At 72.1% G+C, this 23,661-nt stretch carries 22 protein-coding genes; 7 read left to right on the top strand and 15 right to left on the bottom strand.

What is annotated here, in order from left to right; translation table 11 throughout:
• Positions 1-15 precede the first annotated feature (15 nt).
• Positions 16-2,484, top strand: a complete 2,469-nt coding sequence (locus tag OG455_RS06305; RefSeq protein ID WP_266291086.1) for a bifunctional (p)ppGpp synthetase/guanosine-3',5'-bis(diphosphate) 3'-pyrophosphohydrolase — start codon at positions 16-18, stop codon at positions 2,482-2,484.
• A 74-nt stretch (positions 2,485-2,558) separates the two neighbouring features.
• Here OG455_RS06305 and OG455_RS06300 read toward each other — a convergent pair whose 3' ends face one another.
• Together OG455_RS06300 and OG455_RS06295 are read right to left on the bottom strand one after the other, a co-directional pair.
• A complete protein-coding gene (locus OG455_RS06300; protein WP_266291084.1) occupies positions 2,559-3,788 on the bottom strand; it encodes a DUF349 domain-containing protein in 1,230 nt (409 codons plus the stop codon).
• A gap of 288 nt (positions 3,789-4,076) precedes the next feature.
• Positions 4,077-4,910 (bottom strand): peptidylprolyl isomerase, encoded by an 834-nt coding sequence (locus OG455_RS06295; RefSeq protein WP_266291082.1) that lies wholly within the window; start codon positions 4,908-4,910, stop codon positions 4,077-4,079.
• 223 nt (positions 4,911-5,133) lie between these two features.
• Between OG455_RS06295 and OG455_RS06290 the strand changes: the two genes are divergently transcribed.
• The 4 genes from OG455_RS06290 to OG455_RS06275 all read left to right on the top strand — a co-directional run bounded on the left by OG455_RS06290 (position 5,134) and on the right by OG455_RS06275 (position 9,511).
• Positions 5,134-5,841 (top strand): MBL fold metallo-hydrolase, encoded by a 708-nt coding sequence (locus OG455_RS06290; protein WP_266291080.1) that lies wholly within the window; start codon positions 5,134-5,136, stop codon positions 5,839-5,841.
• An 11-nt stretch (positions 5,842-5,852) separates the two neighbouring features.
• Positions 5,853-7,115 carry a histidine--tRNA ligase gene (gene hisS / locus OG455_RS06285; RefSeq protein ID WP_266291078.1) on the top strand — a complete coding sequence of 421 codons (1,263 nt, stop codon included), beginning with the start codon at positions 5,853-5,855 and terminating at the stop codon, positions 7,113-7,115.
• Entirely contained in the window at positions 7,112-8,902 is a 1,791-nt protein-coding gene (aspS, locus tag OG455_RS06280) for an aspartate--tRNA ligase (protein WP_266291076.1), read from the top strand. Before hisS ends, aspS begins: the two co-directional genes overlap by 4 nt.
• Positions 8,903-8,992: 90 nt before the next feature.
• The gene (locus OG455_RS06275; RefSeq protein WP_266291074.1) at positions 8,993-9,511 is read left to right on the top strand and encodes a GNAT family N-acetyltransferase; all 519 of its coding nucleotides are present in this window, start codon (positions 8,993-8,995) and stop codon (positions 9,509-9,511) included.
• Here OG455_RS06275 and OG455_RS06270 read toward each other — a convergent pair.
• The 5 genes from OG455_RS06270 to OG455_RS06250 form a co-directional block, all read right to left on the bottom strand.
• A complete protein-coding gene (locus tag OG455_RS06270) occupies positions 9,498-9,863 on the bottom strand; it encodes a hypothetical protein (protein ID WP_266291072.1) in 366 nt (121 codons plus the stop codon). The two genes, OG455_RS06275 and OG455_RS06270, sit on opposite strands and share 14 nt — an antisense overlap.
• A 47-nt stretch (positions 9,864-9,910) precedes the next feature.
• Positions 9,911-10,876 carry a sporulation-delaying protein SdpB family protein gene (locus OG455_RS06265; protein WP_266291070.1) on the bottom strand — a complete coding sequence of 322 codons (966 nt, stop codon included), beginning with the start codon at positions 10,874-10,876 and terminating at the stop codon, positions 9,911-9,913.
• Positions 10,867-11,448, bottom strand: a complete 582-nt coding sequence (locus tag OG455_RS06260; RefSeq protein ID WP_266291068.1) for an SdpA family antimicrobial peptide system protein — start codon at positions 11,446-11,448, stop codon at positions 10,867-10,869. Before OG455_RS06260 ends, OG455_RS06265 begins: the two co-directional genes overlap by 10 nt.
• Before the next feature lie 159 nt (positions 11,449-11,607).
• Positions 11,608-12,267 (bottom strand): sporulation delaying protein family toxin, encoded by a 660-nt coding sequence (locus OG455_RS06255; protein ID WP_266291066.1) that lies wholly within the window; start codon positions 12,265-12,267, stop codon positions 11,608-11,610.
• A 64-nt stretch (positions 12,268-12,331) separates the two neighbouring features.
• On the bottom strand, positions 12,332-12,697 hold the full coding sequence (locus OG455_RS06250; RefSeq protein WP_266291064.1) for an SdpI family protein: 366 nt from the start codon (positions 12,695-12,697) through the stop codon (positions 12,332-12,334).
• A 373-nt stretch (positions 12,698-13,070) separates the two neighbouring features.
• On the opposite strand from OG455_RS06250, the gene OG455_RS06245 reads away from it, so the two are divergent.
• Both OG455_RS06245 and ppk2 read left to right on the top strand, forming a co-directional pair.
• Positions 13,071-14,555 (top strand): NAD(P)/FAD-dependent oxidoreductase, encoded by a 1,485-nt coding sequence (locus OG455_RS06245; protein WP_266291062.1) that lies wholly within the window; start codon positions 13,071-13,073, stop codon positions 14,553-14,555.
• A 182-nt stretch (positions 14,556-14,737) separates the two neighbouring features.
• Positions 14,738-15,634: a polyphosphate kinase 2 gene (gene ppk2 / locus OG455_RS06240; protein WP_266291060.1), complete on the top strand. Its 897-nt coding sequence runs from the start codon at positions 14,738-14,740 to the stop codon at positions 15,632-15,634.
• On the opposite strand, the gene OG455_RS06235 is transcribed toward ppk2, so the two are convergent.
• The 8 genes from OG455_RS06235 to OG455_RS06200 all read right to left on the bottom strand — a co-directional run bounded on the left by OG455_RS06235 (position 15,631) and on the right by OG455_RS06200 (position 23,569).
• On the bottom strand, positions 15,631-16,500 hold the full coding sequence (locus OG455_RS06235) for an AAA family ATPase (RefSeq protein ID WP_266291058.1): 870 nt from the start codon (positions 16,498-16,500) through the stop codon (positions 15,631-15,633). The genes ppk2 and OG455_RS06235 overlap by 4 nt on opposite strands.
• The gene (locus OG455_RS06230) at positions 16,497-17,342 is read right to left on the bottom strand and encodes a formyltransferase family protein (protein ID WP_266291056.1); all 846 of its coding nucleotides are present in this window, start codon (positions 17,340-17,342) and stop codon (positions 16,497-16,499) included. The genes OG455_RS06235 and OG455_RS06230 overlap by 4 nt, the downstream gene beginning before the upstream one ends.
• Entirely contained in the window at positions 17,339-18,577 is a 1,239-nt protein-coding gene (locus OG455_RS06225) for a DegT/DnrJ/EryC1/StrS aminotransferase family protein (RefSeq protein WP_266291054.1), read from the bottom strand. Before OG455_RS06225 ends, OG455_RS06230 begins: the two co-directional genes overlap by 4 nt.
• 5 nt (positions 18,578-18,582) lie before the next feature.
• The gene (locus OG455_RS06220; protein WP_266291052.1) at positions 18,583-19,512 is read right to left on the bottom strand and encodes a hypothetical protein; all 930 of its coding nucleotides are present in this window, start codon (positions 19,510-19,512) and stop codon (positions 18,583-18,585) included.
• A 43-nt stretch (positions 19,513-19,555) separates the two neighbouring features.
• Positions 19,556-20,587 (bottom strand): NAD(P)-dependent oxidoreductase, encoded by a 1,032-nt coding sequence (locus OG455_RS06215; protein ID WP_266291050.1) that lies wholly within the window; start codon positions 20,585-20,587, stop codon positions 19,556-19,558.
• 98 nt (positions 20,588-20,685) lie between these two features.
• Positions 20,686-21,228 carry a CYTH domain-containing protein gene (locus OG455_RS06210; RefSeq protein WP_266291048.1) on the bottom strand — a complete coding sequence of 181 codons (543 nt, stop codon included), beginning with the start codon at positions 21,226-21,228 and terminating at the stop codon, positions 20,686-20,688.
• Between the two features lie 64 nt (positions 21,229-21,292).
• A complete protein-coding gene (locus OG455_RS06205; RefSeq protein WP_266291046.1) occupies positions 21,293-22,561 on the bottom strand; it encodes an MFS transporter in 1,269 nt (422 codons plus the stop codon).
• 9 nt (positions 22,562-22,570) lie between these two features.
• Positions 22,571-23,569, bottom strand: a complete 999-nt coding sequence (locus OG455_RS06200; RefSeq protein ID WP_266291044.1) for a hypothetical protein — start codon at positions 23,567-23,569, stop codon at positions 22,571-22,573.
• Positions 23,570-23,661: the final 92 nt, after the last annotated feature.

Genomic DNA, 23,661 nt, shown 5'->3' with positions numbered 1-23,661 from the left:
TACCGAGGAGTGTCCTTGCCCGACGAGGTAGTGCCCACGGCCGCCGATTCCAGCAGCGAGTCGGCCGGCGACCAGCCGGCCGGCCAGCAGCCCACGCCCGCGGGGGCCACCTCCGCCCGGCCGGTGCCGCCCGCCTCCGGTCTGGCCCGCGCGGTGGCGCCCGCCCTGCGCCAGGCCTCCTCCTCCGGTATGCGCGCCCGCCTGGCCCGCTTCGGCGGCCAGCGCTCCTCGGTGCTCAACCCCGTGCTGGAGCCGCTCTTCCGCACCATCAGGGCGGGCGACCCGAAGGCCGACCCGGCGCTGCTGCGCGACATCGAGCGCGCCTACGCGGTCGCCGAGCGCTGGCACCGGGGCCAGAAGCGCAAGAGCGGCGACCCGTACATCACCCACCCGCTCGCGGTCGCCACCATCCTCGCCGAGCTCGGCATGGACGCCGCGACCCTGATGGCCGGGCTGCTGCACGACACCGTCGAGGACACCGACTACGGCCTGGAGACGCTGCGCCAGGACTTCGGCGACTCGGTCGCGCTGCTGGTCGACGGCGTCACCAAGCTGGACAAGGTCAAGTTCGGCGAGGCCGCGCAGGCCGAGACGGTCCGCAAGATGGTGGTCGCGATGGCCAAGGACCCCCGGGTCCTGGTGATCAAGCTCGCCGACCGCCTGCACAACATGCGCACCATGCGGTACCTCAAGCGGGAGAAGCAGGAGAAGAAGGCCCGCGAGACGCTGGAGATCTACGCCCCGCTGGCGCACCGGCTGGGCATGAACACCATCAAGTGGGAGCTGGAGGACCTGGCTTTCGCCATCCTCTACCCGAAGATGTACGACGAGATCGTGCGCCTGGTCGCCGAACGCGCGCCCAAGCGGGACGAGTACCTCGCCACCGTGATCGACCAGGTCCAGGGCGACCTGCGCGGCGCCCGGATCTCGGCCTCGGTCACCGGTCGGCCGAAGCACTACTACTCGGTCTACCAGAAGATGATCGTCCGAGGGCGCGACTTCGCCGAGATCTACGACCTGGTGGGCATCCGGGTCCTGGTCGACACCGTCCGCGACTGCTACGCGGCGCTCGGCACCATCCACGCGCGGTGGAACCCGGTCCCCGGCCGGTTCAAGGACTACATCGCGATGCCCAAGTTCAACATGTACCAGTCGCTGCACACCACGGTGATCGGCCCCGGCGGCAAGCCGGTCGAGCTGCAGATCCGCACCTTCGACATGCACCGCCGCGCCGAGTACGGCATCGCCGCGCACTGGAAGTACAAGCAGCGCGCGGTGGCCGGCGCCTCCAAGGTCCGCACCGACACCCCTGACCAGGTCCGCAAGGACGACAAGGCCGGCGCGGTCAACGAGATGGCCTGGCTGCGCCAGCTGCTCGACTGGCAGAAGGAGACCGAGGACCCGAGCGAGTTCCTGGAGTCGCTGCGCTTCGACCTCTCCAACAACGAGGTCTTCGTCTTCACGCCCAAGGGCGACGTGATAGCGCTGCCGGCCAGTTCCACCCCGGTGGACTTCGCCTTCGCGGTGCACACCGAGGTCGGGTACCGCTGCATAGGGGCCCGGGTGAACGGGCGCCTGGTGCCGCTGGAGTCGACGCTGGAGAACGGCGACCTGGTGGAGGTCTTCACCTCCAAGGCCGAGGGCGCGGGGCCCTCGCGGGACTGGCTCGGCTTCGTCAAGTCGCCGCGGGCCCGCAACAAGATCAAGGCCTGGTTCTCCAAGGAGCGCCGCGAGGAGGCGATCGAGCAGGGCAAGGAGGCCATCGCCCGCGCGATGCGCAAGCAGGGCCTGCCGATCCAGCGGATCCTGACCGGCGACTCGCTGGTGACCCTCGCGCACGAGATGCGCTACCCGGACATCTCCTCGCTCTACGCCGCGATCGGTGAGGGCCACGTCTCGGCGCAGTCGATCGTGCAGAAGCTGGTCCAGGCGCTCGGCGGCGAGGAGGGCGCCACCGAGGAGTTCGCCGAGACCGCCACGGTGCCGACCCAGGACGGACGCGCCGCGCGGCGCCGCCGGGCCAAGGGCGACCCCGGGGTGATCGTCAAGGGCGTGGACGACGTCTGGGTCAAGCTCTCGCGCTGCTGCACCCCGGTGCCGGGCGACCCGATCGTCGGCTTCATCACCCGTGGCAACGGCGTCTCGGTGCACCGGGCGGACTGCGTCAACGTGGACTCGCTGACCCAGCAGCCCGAGCGGATGATCGAGGTCGAATGGGCGCCGACCCAGTCCTCGGTCTTCCTGGTGGCCATCCAGGTCGAGGCGCTGGACCGCTCCCGGCTGCTCTCGGACGTCACCCGGGTGCTCTCCGACCAGCACGTCAACATCCTCTCGGCGGCCGTGCAGACCTCGCGCGACCGGGTGGCGATGAGCCGCTTCACCTTCGAGATGGGTGATCCCAAGCACCTGGGCCACGTGCTCAAGGCGGTGCGCGGGGTGGAGGGCGTCTACGACGTCTACCGGGTCACCTCGGCGCGCAAGTAGCGCGCCCGGTCCGGGAGTACGGGAAGGGCCCCACCGCAGGCGGTGGGGCCCTTCCCGTACTCCGGGTCCAACGGTCAGCCGCTGAACTCCTCCAGGCTCTTGAGCGCCTGGTCCAGCAGCTCCTGACGGCCCGCCAGTTCGGCCTCCAGCTTCTTGGCCTTGGCCTCGTTGCCGGCCGCGCGGGCCTTCTCCAGGTCGGCCCTGAGCTTGTCGACCGCGCCCTGGAGCAGGCCGGTCATGCCCGCCGCACGGGCCTTGGCCTCCGGGTTGGAGCGCTGCCACTCGGCCTCCTCGGCCTCGCGGATGGCGCGCTCCACGGCGTTCAGCCGTCCGTCCAGCTTCGGCCGGGCGTCGCGCGGTACGTGGCCGATCGCCTCCCAGCGCTCGTTGACCTCGCGCAGCGCCGCCTTGGCGGTCTTCAGCTCGGTGATCGGCAGGATCGCCTCGGCCTCGATCAGCAGGGCCTCCTTGAGCTTCTGGTTCTCGCCCTGCTCGGCGTCCCGCTCGGTGAAGATCGCCGAGCGGGCCTGGAAGAAGACGTCCTGGGCGCCGCGGAACCGCGCCCACAGCTCGTCCTCGGCGTCCCGCTGGGCCCGGCCCGCGGCCTTCCACTGCGCCATCAGGTCGCGGTAGCGGGCCGCCGTGTCGCCCCACTCGGTGGAGCTGGAGAGCGCCTCGGCCTCGGCGACCAGCCGCTCCTTGACCGCCCGGGCCTGGTCCCGCTCGGCGTCGAGCTGGGCGAAGTGCGCCTTGCGGTGCTTGGAGAAGACCGACCGGGCGTGCGAGAACCGGTGCCACAGCTCGTCGTCGCTCTTGCGGTCCAGTCGCGGCAGGCCCTTCCAGGTGTCCACCAGGGCGCGCAGCCGGTCGCCGGCCTCCCGCCACTGGGTGGACTCGGCGAGCTGCTCGGCCTCGGCGACCAGCGCCTCCTTCGCCGTGCGGGTCTCGTCCGCCGCCTTGGCGCGGGCCGCCTTCCGCTCCACCTGGCGCGACTCGATCTCGCCGGTCAGGGTCTCCAGGCGCTGGGCCAGCGCGGCCAGGTCGCCCACCGCGTGCGCCTCGGTCACCTGGGCGCGCAGGTGGTCCAGCGCCGTCTGGGCGTCCTTGGCGGCCAGGTCGGTCTTGCGCACCCGGTGCTCCAGGAGGCCGATCTCGGCCGACAGGCCCTGGTACTTGCGCTCGAAGTAGGCGAGAGCCTCCTCGGGAGAGCCCGCCTGCCAGGAGCCGACGACGCGTTCGCCCTCGGCGGTCCTGACGTAGACGGTCCCCTGCTCGTCGACACGGCCCCACGGGTCGCTGCTCACAGCGCCTCCTCCACATGACGGGTCGCCCACCGCTGAGGATGGTGCGGTTCCGTCGTCCACAGTTGATGTGCGGCGGACCGATGGCCCGCCGTCCCTGCCCGCCCGATCGGTTCGACTGCCGCGGGTGACGGCGAGCGGGTCAGGGCACCCTATACAACAGCAACATAGGCGACCAGGCCCGGTGCTGTCCGCATCCGGGCCGGGCCAAATTCACGCGGCGGTACCCGGGGGCCCGTGTCCCGTCCCGTGGCGGACCCGACGCGGGACGGGACACCGGCCCTGAGGGGCTCAGCCCTTCGCGGCGGTCACGGAGTTGAGCACCACGTTCGCGTTCGGAGCACCGTCGCCGGGGCCGTTGGCGTCGTTCTCGCCGCCGCCGGCGATGTTGGTCAGCACGTCCATGCCGCCGGTGATCTTGCCGAACGGGGTGTAGTTCGGCGGCAGCTGGGAGTCCTTGTAGACCAGGAAGAACTGGCTGCCGTTCGTGTTGGCACCGGAGTTGGCCATCGCGACGGTGCCGGCCGGGTAGGTGGCGCCGGTCAGGTTCTCGTCGGCGAAGGTGTAGCCCGGGCTGCCGGAGCCGGTGCCGGTCGGGTCCCCGCACTGCAGCACGTAGATGCCCTGCGTGGTCAGCCGGTGGCACTTGGTGTGGTCGAAGTAGTTCTGACCGGCCAGGAACACGAAGGAGTTGACCGTGTGCGGGGCCTTGGTGGCGTCCAACTGGAGGGTCACCGCGCCGCAGCTGGTGTTCAGCGTCGCGGTGTAGTTGCCGCCGGTGTCGATCGACATGGCCGGCTCGGTCTTCCACTGCTTGCCGTTGGGCTTGCCCGCGGACGGAGGCGTGCAGCCCTTGACGTCCACCGGACTGGCGGGGGCGCTCGGCGCACCGGAGGCCGCCGCCGGCTGGGTCGGCGCCGCGTTCGCGGTGCTGCTGCTCTTCTTGTCGGACTTGAAGGCGCCGCCGGCCCAGGCGCCGCCGGCCGCCAGCACCACCACGGCGACCGCCGCGCCGATGACGGCGTTGCGGCGCTTGGCCTTGGCCGCGGCCTCGACGCGGTTCTTCTGCTGCCGCTCGTACTTGTCCCGGGCGAGCTGCCGCCGCCGCTGTTCGCTGCTGACCACCGGCCGTGTCTCCTCAATCGCGCTGATGGGGATGTGTGTCGGGCGGATCATCGCATCCACCGGCCGCCAAGTGTAGGGACCTCGTCGGTAAGTACGCGGTGAACCGGCCCGCCACCGGGGGATCTGGTTCGCTACGGCGGCCGTACCGCCGGTAGGCTGCACCCCAGACTTCCCATCCGCGGACCCGTGAGAGCCGCCCGCCGACCAGCCGATAAGGACTGCCGTGTTCATCGCCGGATTTCCCGCCGGAGCCTGGGGCACCAACTGCTACCTCGTGGCCCCGGCGGCCGGCGAGGAGTGCGTGATCGTCGACCCGGGGATGGACGCCACCGAGGGCGTCGAGGCGATGATCCGCGAGCACGGGCTGAAGCCGGTCGCGGTGGTGCTCACCCACGGCCACATCGACCACATCGCCTCGGTGATGCCGATCTGCGGCGCCAAGGGCGTGCCGGCCTGGATCCACCCGGACGACCGCTACATGCTGACCGACCCGGAGAAGGCGCTCGGCCGCTCGCTCGGGCAGCAGATCATGGGCGAACTCACCATCGGCGAGCCGGACGACCTGCGCGAGCTGACCGACGGCTCGGTGCTGGAGCTGGCCGGCCTGAGGCTCACCGTCGACCACGCGCCCGGCCATACCAAGGGGTCGGTGACGTTCCGGACGCCCGCCACCCAGGAGATCCCCCCGGTTCTCTTCTCGGGCGACCTGCTCTTCGCCGGCTCCATCGGGCGCACGGACCTGCCCGGCGGCGACCACGGCGCGATCATGCGCTCGCTGGCCCGGGTCTGCCTGCCCCTCGACGACGCCACCGTGGTGCTCTCCGGCCACGGAAACCAGACCACCATCGGCCGCGAGCGAGCCTCGAACCCCTACCTCAAGCAAGCCGGTGGGGCTGCTGACGCTCCTGCCGCCGTGCGACGAGGAATGTGACGGAAGACCAGTTGAGCACCTTCACCGCCCCCAAGGGCACCTACGACCTGCTGCCGCCCAGCTCCGCGACCTTCCTGGCGGTCCGGCAGGCGCTGGCCGCCCCGCTGCGCCGGGCCGGCTACGGCTACATCGAGACCCCCGTCTTCGAGGACGTGGCCCTCTTCTCGCGCGGCGTCGGCGAGTCCACCGACATCGTCACCAAGGAGATGTTCACCCTCACCAAGCGCGGCAAGGAGGACCTCGCGCTGCGCCCCGAGGGCACCGCCTCGGTGGTCCGCGCGGTGCTGGAGGGCAACCTGCACAAGCTCGGCAACCTGCCGGTCAAGGTCTGGTACTCGGGCAACTTCTACCGCTACGAGCAGCCGCAGAAGGGCCGCTACCGGCAGTTCTCCCAGGTCGGCGCCGAGGCGCTGGGCGCCGAGGACCCGGCGCTGGACGCCGAGCTGATCATCCTGGCCGACGACGCGTTCAAGTCCCTGGGCCTGCGTGACTACAAGCTGCTGCTCAACAGCCTGGGCGACAAGCAGTGCCGCCCGGTCTACCGGGCCGCGCTGCAGGAGTTCCTGCTCGGCCTGGACCTGGACGAGGACACCCGGCGCCGGGCCGAGATCAACCCGCTGCGGGTGCTGGACGACAAGCGCGAGGCCGTGCAGGCCCAGTTGGTCGGCGCCCCGCTGCTGCGCGACTACCTCTGCGAGGAGTGCAAGGCCTACGACGAGCAGGTCCGCGCGCTGCTCACCGCCGCCGGCGTGGCCTTCGTCGACGACCCCAAGCTGGTCCGCGGCCTGGACTACTACACCCGCACCACCTTCGAGTTCGTGCACAGCGGCCTCGGCGCGCAGTCCGCGATCGGCGGTGGCGGCCGCTACGACGGGCTCTCCGAGATGCTCGGCGGCCCCGCGCTGCCCTCGGTCGGCTGGGGCCTGGGCGTGGACCGGATCCACCTCGCGCTGGAGGCCGAGGGCGTCGAGCTCGACGTGCCCGCGACCACCTCGGTCTACGCGGTCGCGCTCGGCGAGGAGGCCAAGAACGTCCTCTTCGCGAAGGTGACCGAGCTGCGCCGGGCCGGCGTCGCCACCGACCTCGCCTTCGGCGTCAAGGGCATCAAGAACGCCATGAAGTCCGCCAACCGCTCCGGCGCCCGCTTCGCCCTGATCGCGGGCGACCGCGACCTGGCCGAAGGGGTCGTCCAGCTCAAGGACATGACCACCGGCGAGCAGAATGCCGTCGCCCTCGAAGCACTCGTCACCACCCTGAAGGAGAAGCAGCTGTGATCCGCACGCACGACGCGGGCACGCTCCGCGCGGAGCACGCCGGAGCGACCGTCACCCTGGCCGGCTGGGTCGCCCGCCGCCGCGACCACGGCGGGGTGGCCTTCATCGACCTGCGCGATGCCTCGGGCACCGTGCAGGTCGTGGTCCGCGACCTGGATTCGGTGCACGGCCTGCGCGCCGAGTACTGCGTCAAGGTGGTCGGCGACGTCCGGGTGCGCCCCGAGGGCAACGAGAACGCGGAGATCCCGACCGGTGCGGTCGAGGTCGTGGTCAGCGAGATCGAGGTGCTCTCCGAGGCCGCGCCGCTGCCGTTCCAGGTCGCCGAGTACGAGCCCGGCACGGTCAACGAGGAGGTCCGGCTCCGCTACCGCTACCTGGACCTGCGCCGCGAGGGCCCGGCCCGCGCGCTGCGGCTGCGCTCCAAGGTCAGCAACATCATCCGCCGGGTGATGGAGGAGAACGACTTCCTCGACATCGAGACGCCGTACCTCACCCGCTCCACCCCCGAGGGCGCCCGCGACTTCCTGGTCCCGGTCCGACTGCAGCCCGGCCACTGGTACGCCCTGCCGCAGTCGCCGCAGCTCTTCAAGCAGCTGCTGATGGTGGCCGGCATGGAGCGCTACTACCAGATCGCCCGCTGCTTCCGCGACGAGGACTTCCGCGCCGACCGGCAGCCGGAGTTCACCCAGCTGGACATCGAGGCCTCCTTCGTCGACCAGGAGGACATCCTGGCCCTCGGCGAGAAGATCGTCGCGGCGATCTGGCGCGAGGTGCACGGCTACGAACTGCCGAACCCGCTGCCCCGGATGAGCTACGCGGACGCCATGTCCCGCTACGGCTCGGACAAGCCGGACGTCCGCTTCGGCCAGGAGCTCACCGACCTGACCGAGTACTTCAAGGGCACCGAGTTCCGGGTCTTCCAGGCGCCGTACGTCGGCGCCGTGGTGATGCCCGGCGGCGCCTCGCAGCCCCGCAAGGCGCTGGACGCGTGGCAGGACTGGGCCAAGGCGCGCGGCGCCCGCGGCCTGGCCTACGTGGTCATCGACGCCGAGACCGGCGAGCTGCGCGGCCCGGTGGCCAAGAACCTCTCCGCCGAGCACCTGGCGGGCCTGGCGGCCGCGGCCGGCGCCAAGAACGGCGACGCGATCTTCTTCGCGGCCGGCAAGCGCACCGCCTCGCAGGAGCTGCTCGGCGCCGCCCGCCTGGAGATCGGCCGCCGTTGCGGGCTGATCGACGAGTCCCAGTGGGCCTTCCTCTGGGTCGTCGACTTCCCGATGTTCGAGCCGATCGAGGACGACAAGGGCGCCTTCCAGGGCTGGCACGCGGTGCACCACCCGTTCACCGCGCCCACCGCCGAGTCGCTGGCGACCTTCGACACCGACCCGGGCGCCGCCCTGTCCAACGCCTACGACCTGGTGCTCAACGGCTCGGAGCTGGGCGGCGGTTCGATCCGTATCCACCAGCGGGACGTGCAGAAGCGGGCGTTCGACGCGATCGGGCTCTCCGAGGAGGAGGCCTCCTCGCAGTTCGGCTTCCTGCTCGACGCCTTCAACTACGGCCCGCCGCCGCACGGCGGCATCGCGCTGGGTCTGGACCGGGTGGTCACGCTGCTCGGCGGCTACGACACCATCCGCGACGTCATCGCCTTCCCGAAGACGTCCACCGGTGGCGACCCGCTGACCGGCGCGCCGACCCCGATCACCCCCGCGCAGCGCCGCGAGGCCGGTGTCGACGCCCAGCCCAAGCTGAAGGATGAGGCCAAGTCGGAGACCCCGCAGGGGGCCTGACGCTTCATCAGCAGTGAACTCCGGCCGGTGCGCACCCGCGTGCCGGCCGGAGCGCGTCCCTCATCCCGGCAGTCCACAAAGGAGTGGGCCATGAAACCGCGCGTCAGAGTCGAGGAACCAGGCGACGCCCCCGCGATCAGGCGGGTGCACATGGCCGCCTTCCCCGGACCGGAGGAAGCCGACCTGGTCGACGCGCTGCGCCGCGATCCGGCCTGGCTGCCGGCCCTCTCACTGGTCGCCGTCGACGAGGGCGGACTGGTGGTGGCGCACGCGCTGCTCACCAGGCTGCGGATCGGCGACGGCCAGGGCCTGGCGCTGGCCCCGGTCGCGGTGGCGCCCGAGTGGCAGCGGCGCGGAGTGGGCAAGCGGGTGGTGCGGGCGGCGCTGGAGGCCGCCGAGCAGGCGGGGGAGCGGCTGGTGGTGGTGCTGGGCGATCCCGGCTACTACGGCCGGTTCGGCTTCACCCCGGCGGCCGAGTACGGGGTGAGCGGACCGTACGAGGTGCCGGACGAGGTCTTCCAGGTGCTCGCGCTGCCCGCCTACGACGACGCGCCGCGCGGACACTGCGCCTACCCGGAGCCGTTCGAGGTGGTGCCTAGCGGGATCTGACGCCGTCTCCGGTGATCGTGAACGTGCTCGAGTTGCGCACCCCGAGCTGGGCGCGCACCCGCGCACGGGGCGGCCCGTCGGCGGTGAGCTCCACACGCTCCTCGCCGAGCCGGGTGGCTCGCTGGCCGCGGTAGCGGAAGTACACGCTGAGGCGGTGCGGCCCCGGGGCGAGCGGCAGCAGGGTCGGGGCGCCCCAGCGGGTGCGGTGCTCGGTGCCGTCGAGCTCCACCACCGGGAAGGTGAACAGGTGGTGGAAGGTGGCGGCGAAGAGCGAGGGGCGCACGGTGATGTCCAGCTGCGTGGAGCTGTCCGGTTGTGCGGAGCTGTCCGGCTGCGCGGATTCGTCTGACATGGCGTCAACCTTAGGTCGGGTCGGGGGGTGCGGTGGTGGCCGGCCGTTCAGTGCGCCACGGCGGGGGCCCTCGGCTCGGTGACGGCCGCCGCCGGCGGCTCGCCGGCGGTGCGTTCATGTCGGCGCGGGCCCGGGGTCGCCGCGATGATCGAGGCCCCGATCATCACCAGGCCGAAGCTCCACAGGCCCATCGTCATGATGATCATCCCGTGCAGGGCGATGTCCAGTGCCAGGCCCACCTTGCGCCGGCGCTCCGAGGAGAGCACGCAGACGGCGATGGCCAGCTCCACCACCAGCGCGCCCCAGGTCATGCCGACGGCCACCAGGGAGTTCTTGGAGAGCGCGTAGAACATGCCGGACAGCGGGTGCGCGACACCGAACATGTTGTCGCGCAGGAAGTAGTACTCGGCCGTTCCGTTGGCCCAGTCGGCCACCCCGAACTTGCTGATCGCGGTGTCCAGGTAGATGTAGGCGAGCTGGCAGCGCAGCGCGCAGAACGCGGCGAAGGCGAGCACCCGCAGGTTGGGCGCGGGCGCGGTGGTCGCCGGCCGCCAGTGCCAGGTCCGGTCGTCGGCCAGCGCGATCGGCACCGTCAGGAGCGAGACGATCAGCGCGATCGACTCCCCGCCGTCGGGCACCGAGATGCTGGTGGCGATCGAGTAGACCGCCCAGAGCTGCGGTAGCACCGTCCAGCGCGGCCGGTAGCCGCTGGCGGCCGCCGCGAGGACCAGGACCAGCAGCCAGCGCGGGTACTCCGCACCGACCGAGTGGTGGCCCAGGCAGAAGGCGGAGAGCGCCTGGACGGAGCCGCACTTGGGCCCGTCCGAGATGCCGAGCACCGGCACCAGCAGCGCCTTGGCGGGCGTGAACAGCAGGACGGAGAGCTCGGCCAGGCAGAGCACGGTCCGCCCGAGGCCGAACCAGTGGTTGCGGGCGTCGAAGTGCCGCAGCTGCCGTTCCAGCGTGCCGGCGGCGCGATCGAGGGCCGATTCGAGGGCGAGGGCTAGGCGCATGACACGTCCAGGTGGGCGATCTTGACGACTCGTTTCTGGTAGGAGACGAGGTTTCGGTACTCCCAGGGCACGGTCTTCTCCTCGGTGAGGTAGGAGTCACCGCAGACGGTGGGCACCGGGCTGGTGTTCCGCACGTGCTGCGCGGGCGTGCCGGACGCGCCGCGCAGGCAGCTGTCGAGCAGGCCCGAGCAGTCCTGCCAGTCATTGGCCTCGGCGTTCACATAGCCGATTTCCGGCCCCTGGGCGCGCTGCGTCCTGGAGAGTCCGAAGAAATTCGACGGGCTTCCCTGCGGGGTCCTGATCAGGCTGTGCGAATTCGTTCCGTCGAAGGCGTAGACGCCGAGCTGCACGGTTTCCGGATTCCGAGTGAAAAAGGCCCAGTCCTGCGGCGCGACGGTGTTGAAGAAGGTCCTGGCGCCCTTCGAGTGGCGGCTGCTCAGGGCATTGCTCGGCAGCGTGTAGAAGACCGACAGGAGGAGGAAGGAGAAGATGGCCGCGCAGCTGACGGCGAAGAGCGCGAGCCGGCGCCGCGCGGCTCCCGATTCGTCGGCCCGGGCGGTGGGGCTGGCCATGGGACTGTCCTTGGAGGTGTCTGGGGGAGGTGTCTGTTGGAGGTGCCTGTTGGAGGTGCCTGGGGGAGGGCGGATGGGTGCTCCGCCGCGCCGCGGACGCGGCGGAGCACCCATCCCTGACTGGCGTTCGATCAGCCTCGACTCACCGTGCAGGCGGTGTCAGAGCGCGGCGGCGACCGCGGCGACCAGACCGTCCTCGTCGAGGTTGTTCGGCTGCTTCATGTCGAAGCCGTAGCTGACCGCGTCCGGCACCACGACCAGGGCGACGGCGACCTCGGTCGCGCCGGCCACGTTCGCGTAGCCGAGCACGTTGATCGCGGCCACCCCGTTGATCTCGGTGAACACGTTCGCGTCGTGCCAGAGGAAGCCGTTCGGGCGGACGGCCGCGTTGCTGCGCGCGGTGCTCGCGCCGGCGTTGCTGATCACCGTCTTGAGGTCGTCGTTGAGCCGCTCCATGCCGCTCTGCACGACGAACGGGTCCTTGGCCTGGACCGCCTGGGTGACCTCGCTGTGGTAGGCGGGGTCGACGGTGGTGAGCTGCTGGACCAGCTCGGTCACCTGCGCGTCCGACATCGGGGCGAGGGCGCTGTGCTGGTTCTTGATCTGCTCGGCCAGCGCGGGGTGCTCGGCGGCGGCCCGGCCGCCGGCGAACAGCAGCAGGCTGAGCACCTCGCCGTCGCCGTACGAACCGGTGCTCTTCGCGGCCGGCGCGGCAGCGGAGCCGCCGCCCGGAGTGGCGGCCATGGCGGAGGTGCCGACGCCGCCGATCAGGCCGGCCGTGATGGTCGCGCAGATCAGCGACCGGGTCTTGAGGTTCATCTCTTGCTGTCTCGCATTCGTTGGATTGGTCGAGCGGCCGCTCGTTCGCCCGCCCGCCCGGCGCTCACCGGCGGCCGGCGGCCGCGCGGGCGGCCCGGACGGCGGCGGTGGCCGTGACGAGGTCGGCGAGCCCGCAGCCGCTCGCGATGACGAGGAAGACCCAGAACGGACCGCTCAGCAGTCCGTTGACCAGCGACCCGATCGCCGCGAGGGCCAGCACCGGCAGCACGCGCCGGTACCTGCGCTGTGCCGCGAGCTGTCCGGCCCGCCAGGCGTCGTCGTCCTGGGTGGTGGCGCGGGTCCTGATGCCGACCAGCGGATTTCTCGGCAGTCGGCCCTCGGCCGCTCTGCGGCCGGCACTCGCGATCACCAGGCCGGCCGCGGTCAGCGTGAGTGCGAACAGGACGCCTACCGCGAGGTGTGCATTCATTTCCACCACTCCTCGGTCTTCCGAATATCCCGGGGAATGTCGCAGAAAAAATCGCGAAGCATACTGCGGCGCGTAGTCGTGAAGTCCCGTCCCCCGGGTGGACGGTGACGCGGTCACCGGCCGGACGAATCATGGCACCGGCCTTCTCGGGGCGTCAACGACCATCGGACGCGATCGTTCCTGTACGGGCGGTCCGGGGGGATTTGCACGGATCGCCCGGGGGCTGCGGAATGGATTTCCATAAAGATCCGGAGTTATCAATTCCACTTCTTTCCGTGCTATTGACGGCGACGCCGGGCAGGCCTGCCGGGGTGGCATTCTGAAAGGGCCGCCGGGCACCGCCCGGGGGCTGACCGGGAGGAGTTCGATGACGGTGGCGGCCGATGGGGAGCAGGCGATCGTGGTCGGGTCCGGACCGAACGGCCTGGCCGCGGCGGTGGAGCTGGCCGGTGCCGGGCTGCGGGTGACCGTGCTGGAGGCGGCCGCGGAGATCGGCGGTGGGACCAGGAGCGGCGAACTGACGCTGCCCGGACTGCTGCACGACCACTGCGCCGCGGTGCTGCCGCTCGGCCCCGGCTCGCCGTTCCTGCGCGGGCTCGGCCTGGAGCGGTACGGCGTCGCGTGGGCCCACCCCGAGGTGGACCTGGCCCACCCGCTGGACACCGGGTCCGCCGGTGCGCTCCACCGCTCGCTGGAGCGCACCGCAGCCGGGTTGGGGGTGGACGGCGCGGCCTGGCACGCCCTCTTCGAGCCGCTGGGCACCGGCTTCGACGCGCTGGCCGGCGACCTGCTCGGCCCGGTGCTGCGGCTGCCCCGGCACCCGGTGCGGCTGGCCGCCTTCGCCGCCCGGGCGGTGCGCACCGTGCCGGGCCTGGCCCGCCGCTTCCGCACCCCGCAGGCCCGCGCGCTGCTCGCCGGGGCGGCGGCACATGCCTTCCACCCGCTGGAGGCGCCGCTCTCCGGCGCCTCGATCGGCCTGATGCTGATCGCCTCGGCGCACCGCTACGGCTGGCCGGTGGCCAGGGGCGGCACCCGCACCGTGACCGACGCGCTGGCGGCCGTGCTGCGCGAGCGCGGCGGGACGATCGAGACCGGGATCCGGGTCCGCTCACTGGCCGAACTGCCGCCCGCCGCCGTGGTGATGCTCGACCTCGCGCCGCGCGTGGCCCTGGCCGTCGCGGGCGACCGGCTGCCGCCCCGGGTCCGCCGGGCCTACGCCCGCTGGCGGCCGGGGCCGGGCGCGTTCAAGGTCGACCTGGCCGTCGAGGGCGGACTGCCCTGGCGCGACCCGGTCTGCGCGGTGGCAGGCACCGTCCATCTCGGCGGCACCCTGGAGCAGGTGGCCGACGCGGAGCGGGAGGTGCACCGCGGCCGGCTGCCCGAACGTCCGTTCGTGCTGGTCGGCCAGCAGTACCTGGCCGACCCCGGCCGCTCCCGCGGCGACCTGCACCCGGTCTGGGCCTACGCCCACGTCCCGGCCGGTTACCCGGGCGACGCCACCGAGGCGGTGCTCGCCCAACTGGAGCGCTTCGCCCCCGGCAGCCGCGAGCGGATCGTCGCCATCCGCACCCGCTCAACCCGCGAACTCGCCGCCTACAACGAGAACTTCATCGGCGGTGACATCATCGGCGGCGCGAACACCCCCTGGCAGCTCGCGATCCGCCCCCGGCTCGCCCCCGACCCCTACTGGACCGGCATCCCCGGCGTCCACCTCTGCTCGGCCGCCACCCCACCGGGCGCGGGCGTCCACGGCATGTGCGGCCACCACGCGGCCCGGGCCGCCCTGCGGCGGCTGCGGCGCGGTGAGCGCGGGGGGAGCGGCGGCCAGGGTGAGCGCGGGGCACCCGGGCGGCACTGACTGGCATGTTCGGTCATGCGGCTGCCCTCGGTGCGGTCGGACGTAACAGTCAGGCCGCTCGGGCGTCGCTGCGGCAGGTGGGCGGGCGCTGACCCCGTTCGACCTGCCGTGCCGACCTGCGGGAGCGGGCCGGTCGGCTTAATGTGAAGGGTCGTCAGCAGCCCACCTCAGGAGGCGCCACCGTGACCGACCAGCCCGTCCAGCCGCCCCGCCTCGCCAAGAAGCCGTACGAGACCGAACTCCTGCGCCTGCAGAACGAACTGGTGATGCTCCAGGAGTGGGTGCGGGCCGAGGGCGCGCGGCTGGTGGTGGTCTTCGAGGGGCGGGACGCGGCCGGCAAGGGCGGTGCCATCAAGCGGGTGACCGAGTTCCTCAACCCGCGCGTCGCCCGGGTCGCCGCGCTGCCCGCGCCGACCGAGCGCCAGCGCGGGCAGTGGTACTTCCAGCGCTACGTGGAGCAGTTGCCCGCGGCCGGCGAGATCGTGCTCTTCGACCGCAGCTGGTACAACCGGGCCGGGGTCGAGCGGGTGATGGGCTTCTGCAGCCAGGAGGAGTACTGGCAGTTCCTGCACCAGTGCCCGACCTTCGAGCGGATGCTGATCGAGGCGGGCATCCGGCTGCGCAAGTACTGGTTCTCGGTCAGCGACACCGAGCAGGAGCGCCGCTTCCGGGCCCGGCTGGCCGATCCGATGCGCCGCTGGAAGCTGTCGCCGATGGACACCGAGTCGATCAGCCGCTGGGAGGACTACTCACGGGCCAAGGACGAGATGTTCATCCACACCGACATCCCCGAAGCCCCCTGGAACGTGGTGGAGAGCGACGACAAGCGGCGGGCGAGGATCAACATGATCGCCCACCTGCTCTCCACCCTGCCCTACCACGACGTGACCAAGCCGCCGGTCGAGCTGCCGCCCCGCCCGCCGTCCCAGGGGTACCAGCGGCCGCCGCGCGACCTGCAGAAGTACGTCCCCGACCACGCGGCCGCGCTGGCCGGGAAGAGCGCGAAGAAGGGCGGTAGGGACGGCAAGGGCGCCGAGGGCGGAGCCGGCGGGAAGAAGAAGGGCGCGACGATGGACTAGAAGGCTGGGACGCGGTGTGCGGACTCCAGCGCGCCGATCAGTTCGTCGGCGAGGAACGGGCGGACGAACTCGGCGACATGGCGGATCTCCTCCTCCCAGGTCGACAGGATCGGCACGCCCGCGCCGCGGTCACCAGAGGTGGCGAACAGGGGGATCATCGGAATGATGCCCAAGCAGGGAACCCCCATGGCCTCCTCGGCGCGCTTGACCGACTCCCGCATCTGCTCGGGGTGCTCGACCCCGTTGACGACGAACCCGCTCACCAACTCGCGGCAGTCCGGCCGCAGCAGCGACCAGGTGCCCATGACCGAGGCGACCGCGCCGCCACGGCGCGCCCCCGCGACGAGCAGCACCGGATGATCCGCCTCGCAGGCGATGAGCTGGTTCGACAGGTCCCTGGCGACCGCGTCGGTGGCACCGCCGGCGCCCTCGGTGATGACGAAGCCCGGACGGGCGTGCAGCGCCGCGGCGCAGGTGTCGACCATGGTCTGCCAGGCCGTGTCATCGAGGCGCGTCAGGTCCAGGCCGTCCTCCGAGATCCTCGGGACCGCGCCGAGCTCGGCTCCCGGTGGGCCGCAGGCGGCGCGGATGGTCGCTCGGGAGCCGGTCGGCTCGGCGACGTAGCTGCAGATGCCCGAGGACCGGACGCTCTCCTCGCCACTGGCCAGCGCGCCGAGGTACATGGACAGGTCGGTCCGGTGGTCGCCCTCGGTGTAGGGCTGGAGCATGACGGCGAGCGGCTTGTACATCGACACGTCGAGCCCGGCGGCGCGGCGGATGGCGGCGAAGGAGCGTGCCAGGAGGCTCTTGCCGCTGCTGGCGGCGGTACTCAGCAGGGTCAGGCCGCCGGGCTGGTACTCGGTCATGGTGTCGGTTCCGTTTCGTGCGCTGTGGACGGGGGGCCGGGCGCGACCTGCAGGTAGATCCGGCGACCGCCGTCCTCGATGTACGGCAGCTTGCCGTTCCCGGTGTCCAGGGCGCGGGCGTAGCGGTAGAGGCGCTCGAAGTCCCAGCCGTGCGAGAGCTCGTAGAGGGCCGCCAGCGAGGCCCGGGTGCAGCGCCGGGGCACCACGCCTCCCTGCTCCTCCAGGACGGACTGCGGCGTCGCGGGGATCGGCTCCGGGTCGAGGAGCCTGGGCGCGTACTCGGTGAACAGGTCGAACGCGGTCTCCGCCAGCTCGGTCATGATCTGCCGTTCGGGGCCGGTCGGGGGGATGGGGATCCACCGCACGGCGATGACGTCGCCGGTGTCGAGCCCCGCGTCCATGTAGTGCAGGCTCACCCCGCACCGCTCCTCGCCGTTGATGATGGCGTGGGCCAGTGTCTTGGAGCCGCGGTAGTGCGGCAGCGGTGCCATGTGCAGGTTGAGGGCCCCCCGTTGGCAGCGGGCGAGCGCCCGCGGCGTGATCCGGTGCGGATAGCCGACGGCGATGCCGATCGTGGCGTCCGTCCCGACCGGATCCTGGTGCTCGTCGAAGACGGGGACCCCGAGGTCGCGGGCGAGCTCGACGAGCTCGTTGCGCGCGCGTCCGGACTTGCGGTGGTCCCGGTCGCTGTGGACGAGGCCGGCGATGGCGGCGTCGGGGCGGCCCGCCGCCAGCTCCGCCAGGTGGGCGAAGCAGCGCAGGCCGAGCTGCTTGCTCGCCCAGAACAGGACGCGCTGCGGTGCCGGCCCGGGGGTCGGCGCCGCGGCCGGCGGCGCTGTCACAGCGCCGCCAGGTTGGCGTGGACCTTCTCGAACGCGTCGGCGTACGCCTCGACGAGCGGCGCCTCGTCCGCGAAGGTGAAGGTGGGCAGGCTGAGGGACTCGGCCCAGACCCGCTCGGCGACGGGGAAGTCACCGGCCTGGTAGCGCCGCCGCCCAGCGGGACGGGTGCGGAAGACGGGCACCTCCTCGTCGGTGAAGAAGGCGGTGGTGTGCAGCGGTGCGGAGCCGGGCTTGTGCACGTCCAGGCCCTCCGCCTGCAGGGCGGCCACCAGGGCGGCCATCGGAACGTTCAGCCACTCGCCGCTGAGTCGCAGCTTGTAGCCGTAGAAGGCGCCGCGGTCGCAGTCGGTCCTGGTGGTGGGGCAGCGCAGGCCGGGGATCCGGCTCAGCCGCTCGGTCAGCCGGGCGAGTTGGGCCTGGCGGGAGGCGATGAGCGGGTCCATCTGCTCGGTGCTCACCCGGGCCAGGGCCGCGGAGAGCGGGTGGATGCGGTAGTTGAGCCCGAACCCGGTGCTGGCGTAGCGGCCCAGCTCGGTGGTGCAGTCCTGCTGGGCCCGGACCCGGAAGTGGCCCAGCAGGACCGCGCGTTCGAAGGTCTCGCGGTCGCGTGCGGCGAACATGCCGCCCTGGCCGGCGAAGACCAGCTTGGCGCTCTGGAAGCTGATGGCCGCCGCGTCACCGATGCTGCCGACCTCGCGGCCGTGGTACCGGGCGCCGTGGGCGTGGGAGCAGTCCTCGACCACCCAGAGTCCGTGCTCGTCGGCGATCTGCATGATCGCGTCCATGTCGCACGGGTGGCCCCACAGGTGCGTCACCGCGATGCCCACCGTCCGCGGGGTGATGGCGTCCCGGATGGACTTGGGGTCGATGTTGCCGGTGTCGTCCTCCGCGTCGGCGAGCACCGGCGTGGCGCCGGTCTGGACCAGCGGCATGAGCGTGGCGAGGAAGGTGTTGGTCGGGCAGATCACCTCGGTACCCGGTTCGGCGCCCAGCGCGTAGAAGGCGGAGTGCAGCGCCGCGGTACCGGAGGTCACCGCCAGGGTGTGCCGGCCCTCCAGGCGCCGGCTCCACAGCCGCTCCACGGCCTCGGCCTCTCCTTCGCGCCCGTAGTAGCTCAGCTCGACCCGGTCGAGCAGGCTGTTCACCGCCGAGCGGTGGTCATCGGTGAGGCGGGGCCAGACGAACCGGTGCGGCGTGGGCAGGACCGGCGTCCCCCCGTGAACGGCGAGCTGCATGTCAGTCATCCCTTCTTGACGGCGGTGTGGTGGGGGCGGTCCTGGAGGCTGGGCCGGGCGCGCAGGCTCTCCTCCAGCCGCTCGTAGGAGCGGGTCACCAGCTCGAAGCGGGCGACGAGCCGGTCGTTCAGCGCGTGCCGCAGGAACGCCTGAGTGGCTGTCAGGCAGTCGTGCACGGCGTCGGGGCTGCTGGGCGGGTTGGGGAAGAGACCGGCGTGGGCGACCTCCTCGCCCGGCAGCGGACTCTGCATCCTCGCCCGGGTGAGCAGCGCGTGCCTGGCCTTGGGGTTGACCACGATGAGGCCCTCGGTGGCCAGCGCGGCGTCGATGGCGTACTCACTGGACAGCCGTGCCGTGTAGAGCGCTTCGGCCGGGGTGGCCTCGGGCAGCGCCAGCAGGTCGTCGGCCAGCGCGGCGCAGGCCAGCACGGAGCGGACCGCCGCGTAGACGTGCAGCAGGTCCGCCGCGTGGGCGACCCGCACGGCTTCGCCGGGTCCGAGGCCGGATCCGCTGCCGGGCCCGGTCAGGGACCGGTCGCGGTGCAGCGCGTGCAGTTGCCGGAAGAGGCGCTGCGACAGGAGCGGCAGTTGCGGCTCGGTGGCCTCGGCGGGGGCCAGCAGCAGCGGCAGCAGGCTCTCCCGCTCCCCGGGCCGCCGACCGCCGGGCACGACCGTGAGGTCGAGGACCGTGTCGCCGCACTCGATCAGGAGCCCGGGCGCGTCGCCGTCCGCGCCCGCTGTGCCCGCTGCGCCTGCCGCGCCGCCGGCGCCGGGCGGCAGGAAGCAGTACAGGTCCACGTCCGAGCCCTCGTTGCCGAGGTCGTCCGCCAGCGACCCGCCGAGGAAGATGTCGCAGGGGCCGAGCACCTGGTGGACCGCCCCGGCGACGAGCTCGTTGTCGATGTTCCACTGTTCGAAAAGTTGACTTGTCAGCATGGGACCTCTCCGGGGCGTGCCTGCCTGGTGGTGAACGTGCCGCTCACGCCGGGCTTTCGAGCCAGCGCCGGCTCGGCACCCTGGAGCGGCGTCGGGTGTGCAACTCGGCCAGCCACATGCGCGCGGTCCAGTCCAGCGCGCGTTCGGGCGCGTAGCCCAGGCGCTCCCGGGCGAGACCGGTGTCGACCGACTTGCCGACCCGCGCGGGCAGGGTGACGGAGCGGTGCCGGGCCGCCTCCACCAGCTCCGGGATCGCCTCGCCGAGCACGGCGGGCAACTCGGTTCCCAGCCGGGCCCGTTGGTCCCGGTCCAGCGGCAGGTCCGACGCGATGCAGTAGGCGGAGAAGGGCGCGGGCACGGGGGACGCCAACGCCCGCACGATGGCCTGGCAGGCGTCCAGCGCGTCCAGTCCGGTCGACAGCTTCCTGAGGTGGTAGTCGACGTGGGAGGGGAAGAAGAACCGGCCGAACCGCAGGGCCACGCCGGCGGCGCCCTGTGTGGCGTACTGCCGCAGCAGTTCCTCGCCGGCCAGCTTGGTGAGGTCGTAGACGTCCTCGGGTCGCAGCGGAAAGGCCTCGTCGAGCACGTGCGCGGGCTCGCCGACGGCCGACCCCGAGCCGTAGATCGAGGTGGAACTGGCGATCACCGCCCTGCGCACCCCTGCCTCGTGCGCGGCCCGCAGCACGTGCTCGGTGCCGCGCACGTTCACCTTCCAGAAGTCGCCGCGCGGATATCCGGCGACCAGGTGGGCTCCGTGCAACGCGGCCAGGTGGACGACCGCGTCGACGCCGTCGAAGGCGGACGGCAGGATGGTCGCCGGGTTGGCGATGTCGCAGTACCTGAACGAGGTGTGGGCCAAGGACTCGCACGGCCGCGAATCCAGGACCAGCACCTCCACGCCGCGCCGGGTCAGCAGGTGCGTCAGCAGTGATCCGAGCCTCCCCGAGCCGCCCACGACGGCCACCTTGGCCACACCGGCCGGCTTGAGCAGGTCGACCCAGGGGGCCTGCGGCTCGGGGCCGGTGACTCCTGTCAGGCCGCCGCTGGTGCGGCCGGTTGCTCTCTCCTGCGCCATTGCCTCTCCTTCCCCACGCGTGTGACCTGCGTCCCGGGGCTGATCGTGCGCCTGAGCGCGGATGGATGGTGGTGCTCGGGCCGTCTCGACCAGCCCTGCTACGGGGCGAACTCCCGGTAGGGGTGGACGGCCAGGGCGGCGTTGGCGTAGCGGCCGTCCTCGGTGACTTCGGGGCCGAGCCAGCGCGGCAGCGCGCCGCGGTCGGACGGATCCGCGGGGAGGGCGCGGTACTCGACCTCCGCCAGGACCAGCCCGTGGTTGGCGCCGGCGAACTCGTCGACGGTCAGTTCGTACTCCGCGGGGCCCTGGGGGGTGCAGACATGGCGGACCTTGTCGATGACGCCCGGCAGGCACAGCTGCTCCAGCATCTCGACGGCCTCGGCTGCCGGGACGGGGTACTCGAACTCCGGTCGGCTCATTCCGGATCGGGCACCCTTGATGGTGATCAGTCCGGTGGTGGCCGGTCCGGTGGTGACCAGTCCCGTGGCGGCCGGTCCCGTGCTGTTGTCGGTGACCCGGATCCGCACCACCCGCTCCGGGTCCGTGCTGAGGAAGCCCTGGCGGATCCGGTGGCTCGACACCGCATCGGTCCGCCAGACGTCGTTGTGCACCAGGAACTTGCGTTCACTCTCGATCCCCACGGTTGGCCTGCCTTTCGAGACATGGTGTGGCGCTCACGGCAGCGCCGTCGGTGGCGCTCCCGCGTCAGTCGCTCCCAGCGGCGCTTCCCGCGGCGCGTCGCGGAGTCGTGCGCGGCCGCAGCAGCAGCCGGGTCAGCCCCAGGGTGCAGGCCCCGCCGGCGGTCAGCACGACCCAGCTGCCGCTCGGGCCGGCCGAGGCGACCGCGGCGGCGCCCACACTGGGCCCGACGAGGGTTCCCAAGCTCCAGGCCGACCCGGCGAACCCGGTCGCGCGGGCGATCTGCCGCTCCGGCACCAGGGCGACGATCATCGGCGTGAGCGAGGAGGCAGCCGCCACCTCGCCGGCGGCGAAGACCACCGCGAAGGCCACGAGCAGGCCGTCGGCGAGCACCGCCCGATGGCCGACCGCGCCGCCGGAGGCCGCGCCGAGCAGGTAGGCGGTGACCCACAGCGCGGCGGCGGCCGCGACCGCGGCAGCGTGGCCGAGCCGGTCGATCCGGGCCCGAAGGACCCGCTGCAGAGCCACGACCGCGATCGAGTTCACCACGGTGACCACGGAGATCATCGACAGGCTCTGGCCCGCGAGCCGCTTCAGGATCAGGGGCACCGTCGACTCCAACTGGACGGCACCGAAGGTGGACATCAGGAAGTTGACGAGCAGCGCGACGGTGAAGGCCGGCGACCAGAGCGGCTCCCGGCCCGTTCGACCCTCCTCCTCGGGTGCTCCAGCGGCCCGCATCCGCTCGCGGCCCGCGTGCCACCGCACCCACAGCATCAGCGGAAGGTAGCTGGCCGCGTTCGCCAGGAAGAGGCTCGACCGCGCGGTGTGCGCGAGCAGCACGCCGGACAGTGCCGCGCCGGCGGCCACGCCGAGGTTCACCACGGTGTAGCGCAGCCCGAAGGTGCGTTTGCGCAGGGCCTCCGGTGTGCCGGCCAGGATGGTGCTGAAGAGGGCGGGGAAGAACAGGGCACCGCCCAGCCCGGACAGCACCGCCGCACCCGCTAGTTGGGGTTCCGAGCGGGCCGACGCCACGACGACCCAGGCCGCCATCTGACCGGACCCGCCGAGCAGGGCGGTCACCCGCGGCCCGAGCCGTGCGGTGAGCGATCCGCCGAGCGGGGCGCCGGCGGTGGCCGCCACCGCCAGCACACCGTAGAACAGCGCCACGGAGGCGACGCCGAGCCGCAGGTCGGACGCGATGTGGATCGCGGTCACCGGATAGACCAGCCCGCTGCCCACCGCGGAGAGGAACGTCGCGGGCCACAGCAGCAGGAAGCGGCCGTCCCGCTGGGCGGCCCCCGCCGACCGGGCCGGGGTGCTGGTCGCTGTCATCGCGTCGGCCTAGGCCTTGGCGGTGAGCAGGCCGGCGTCGATGAAGCTGTCCAGATAGGCGGCGACCTCGGACTCGGCCACCGGGGCCTGCTCGGAGTGCAGCAGGCGCGCGGTCAGTTCGACGGCCCGCGCCCTCGACCGCCCGTGCGCCAACCCCAGGAGCAGCAGCCCCTGTCGGCTGACCTCCGCCGCGTCACCGTCGCCCAGGTAGACCAGGGCCGAGTCCTCCAGCGGAACGGCGCACGCCAGGGGCGCGCGGGAGAGGTCACCCGGCGCGACGGCGCGCACCACCGGGTAGCCGGTCCCGGTGATGGCCTGGATCACCAGGTCCTGGCAGACGGCGGCGGACTCGGCGAAGACCACCGGGTCGGGGGACGGCACGATGGGCAGCGGCAGCGCGAGGGCCGTCTCCAGGCTCCGCTCCCAGCGTGCCCACACCCACTTCTGGCCGAGGTAGAGGTCGCCGCGGGCGGCGAGCAGTGCCTCGGCGGCCGACAGGAACGAGAGCTGCGCCGCCCACGCGGCCGCCGGCAGATCGCCGACGAGCTGGAATCCGTGCGCGTCCTCCAGGGCGTTCTGGACCTCCAGCGACATCGCTCCGACGATGGTCCGCACGATCTCCGGGAGGGACTCCTCCGCGGTGGCGGCCAGGGCCCGCAGCGAACCGTCGTCCAGGACGACGTCGCTCAGCAGGAAGCGGACCAGCGTGGTCAGCGACTTGCGCCCCATCTCGTTGAGGGTGCCGAGGTCGTGCTGCTTCGCCCGGAACCGGGAGCTCCGCGCGACGAGCTCGCCGAGCGAATCGAGGCTCTGGTAGCCGATGTCGATGCGCCGACTGCCGACGTACACCTGCCGCGCCGCCGGAAGAGCACCGCCTTCGACGACGAAGAAGGCGTCCACGTCCGACATGGGAGTGCCGAGACCGGCCGTGAGGGCGCCGCCCAGATAGGCGGCCGAAACGCCTTCCGACCGGGCCAGCGAAAGCACGCTCTCGCGTGCACCGGCCATTTCTTCGGGAAATCTTGGGGAGTATTTCTTCATCATCTCGAAATTCCTGGGGCAGGCGGGTTCCGCATGTGCGTTCAAGGTGCGGCTCCCTC

Source organism: Kitasatospora sp. NBC_01287 (assembly GCF_026340565.1).
Lineage (GTDB): Bacteria > Actinomycetota > Actinomycetes > Streptomycetales > Streptomycetaceae > Kitasatospora.
This window is presented reverse-complemented; position numbering and strand designations above follow the sequence as displayed.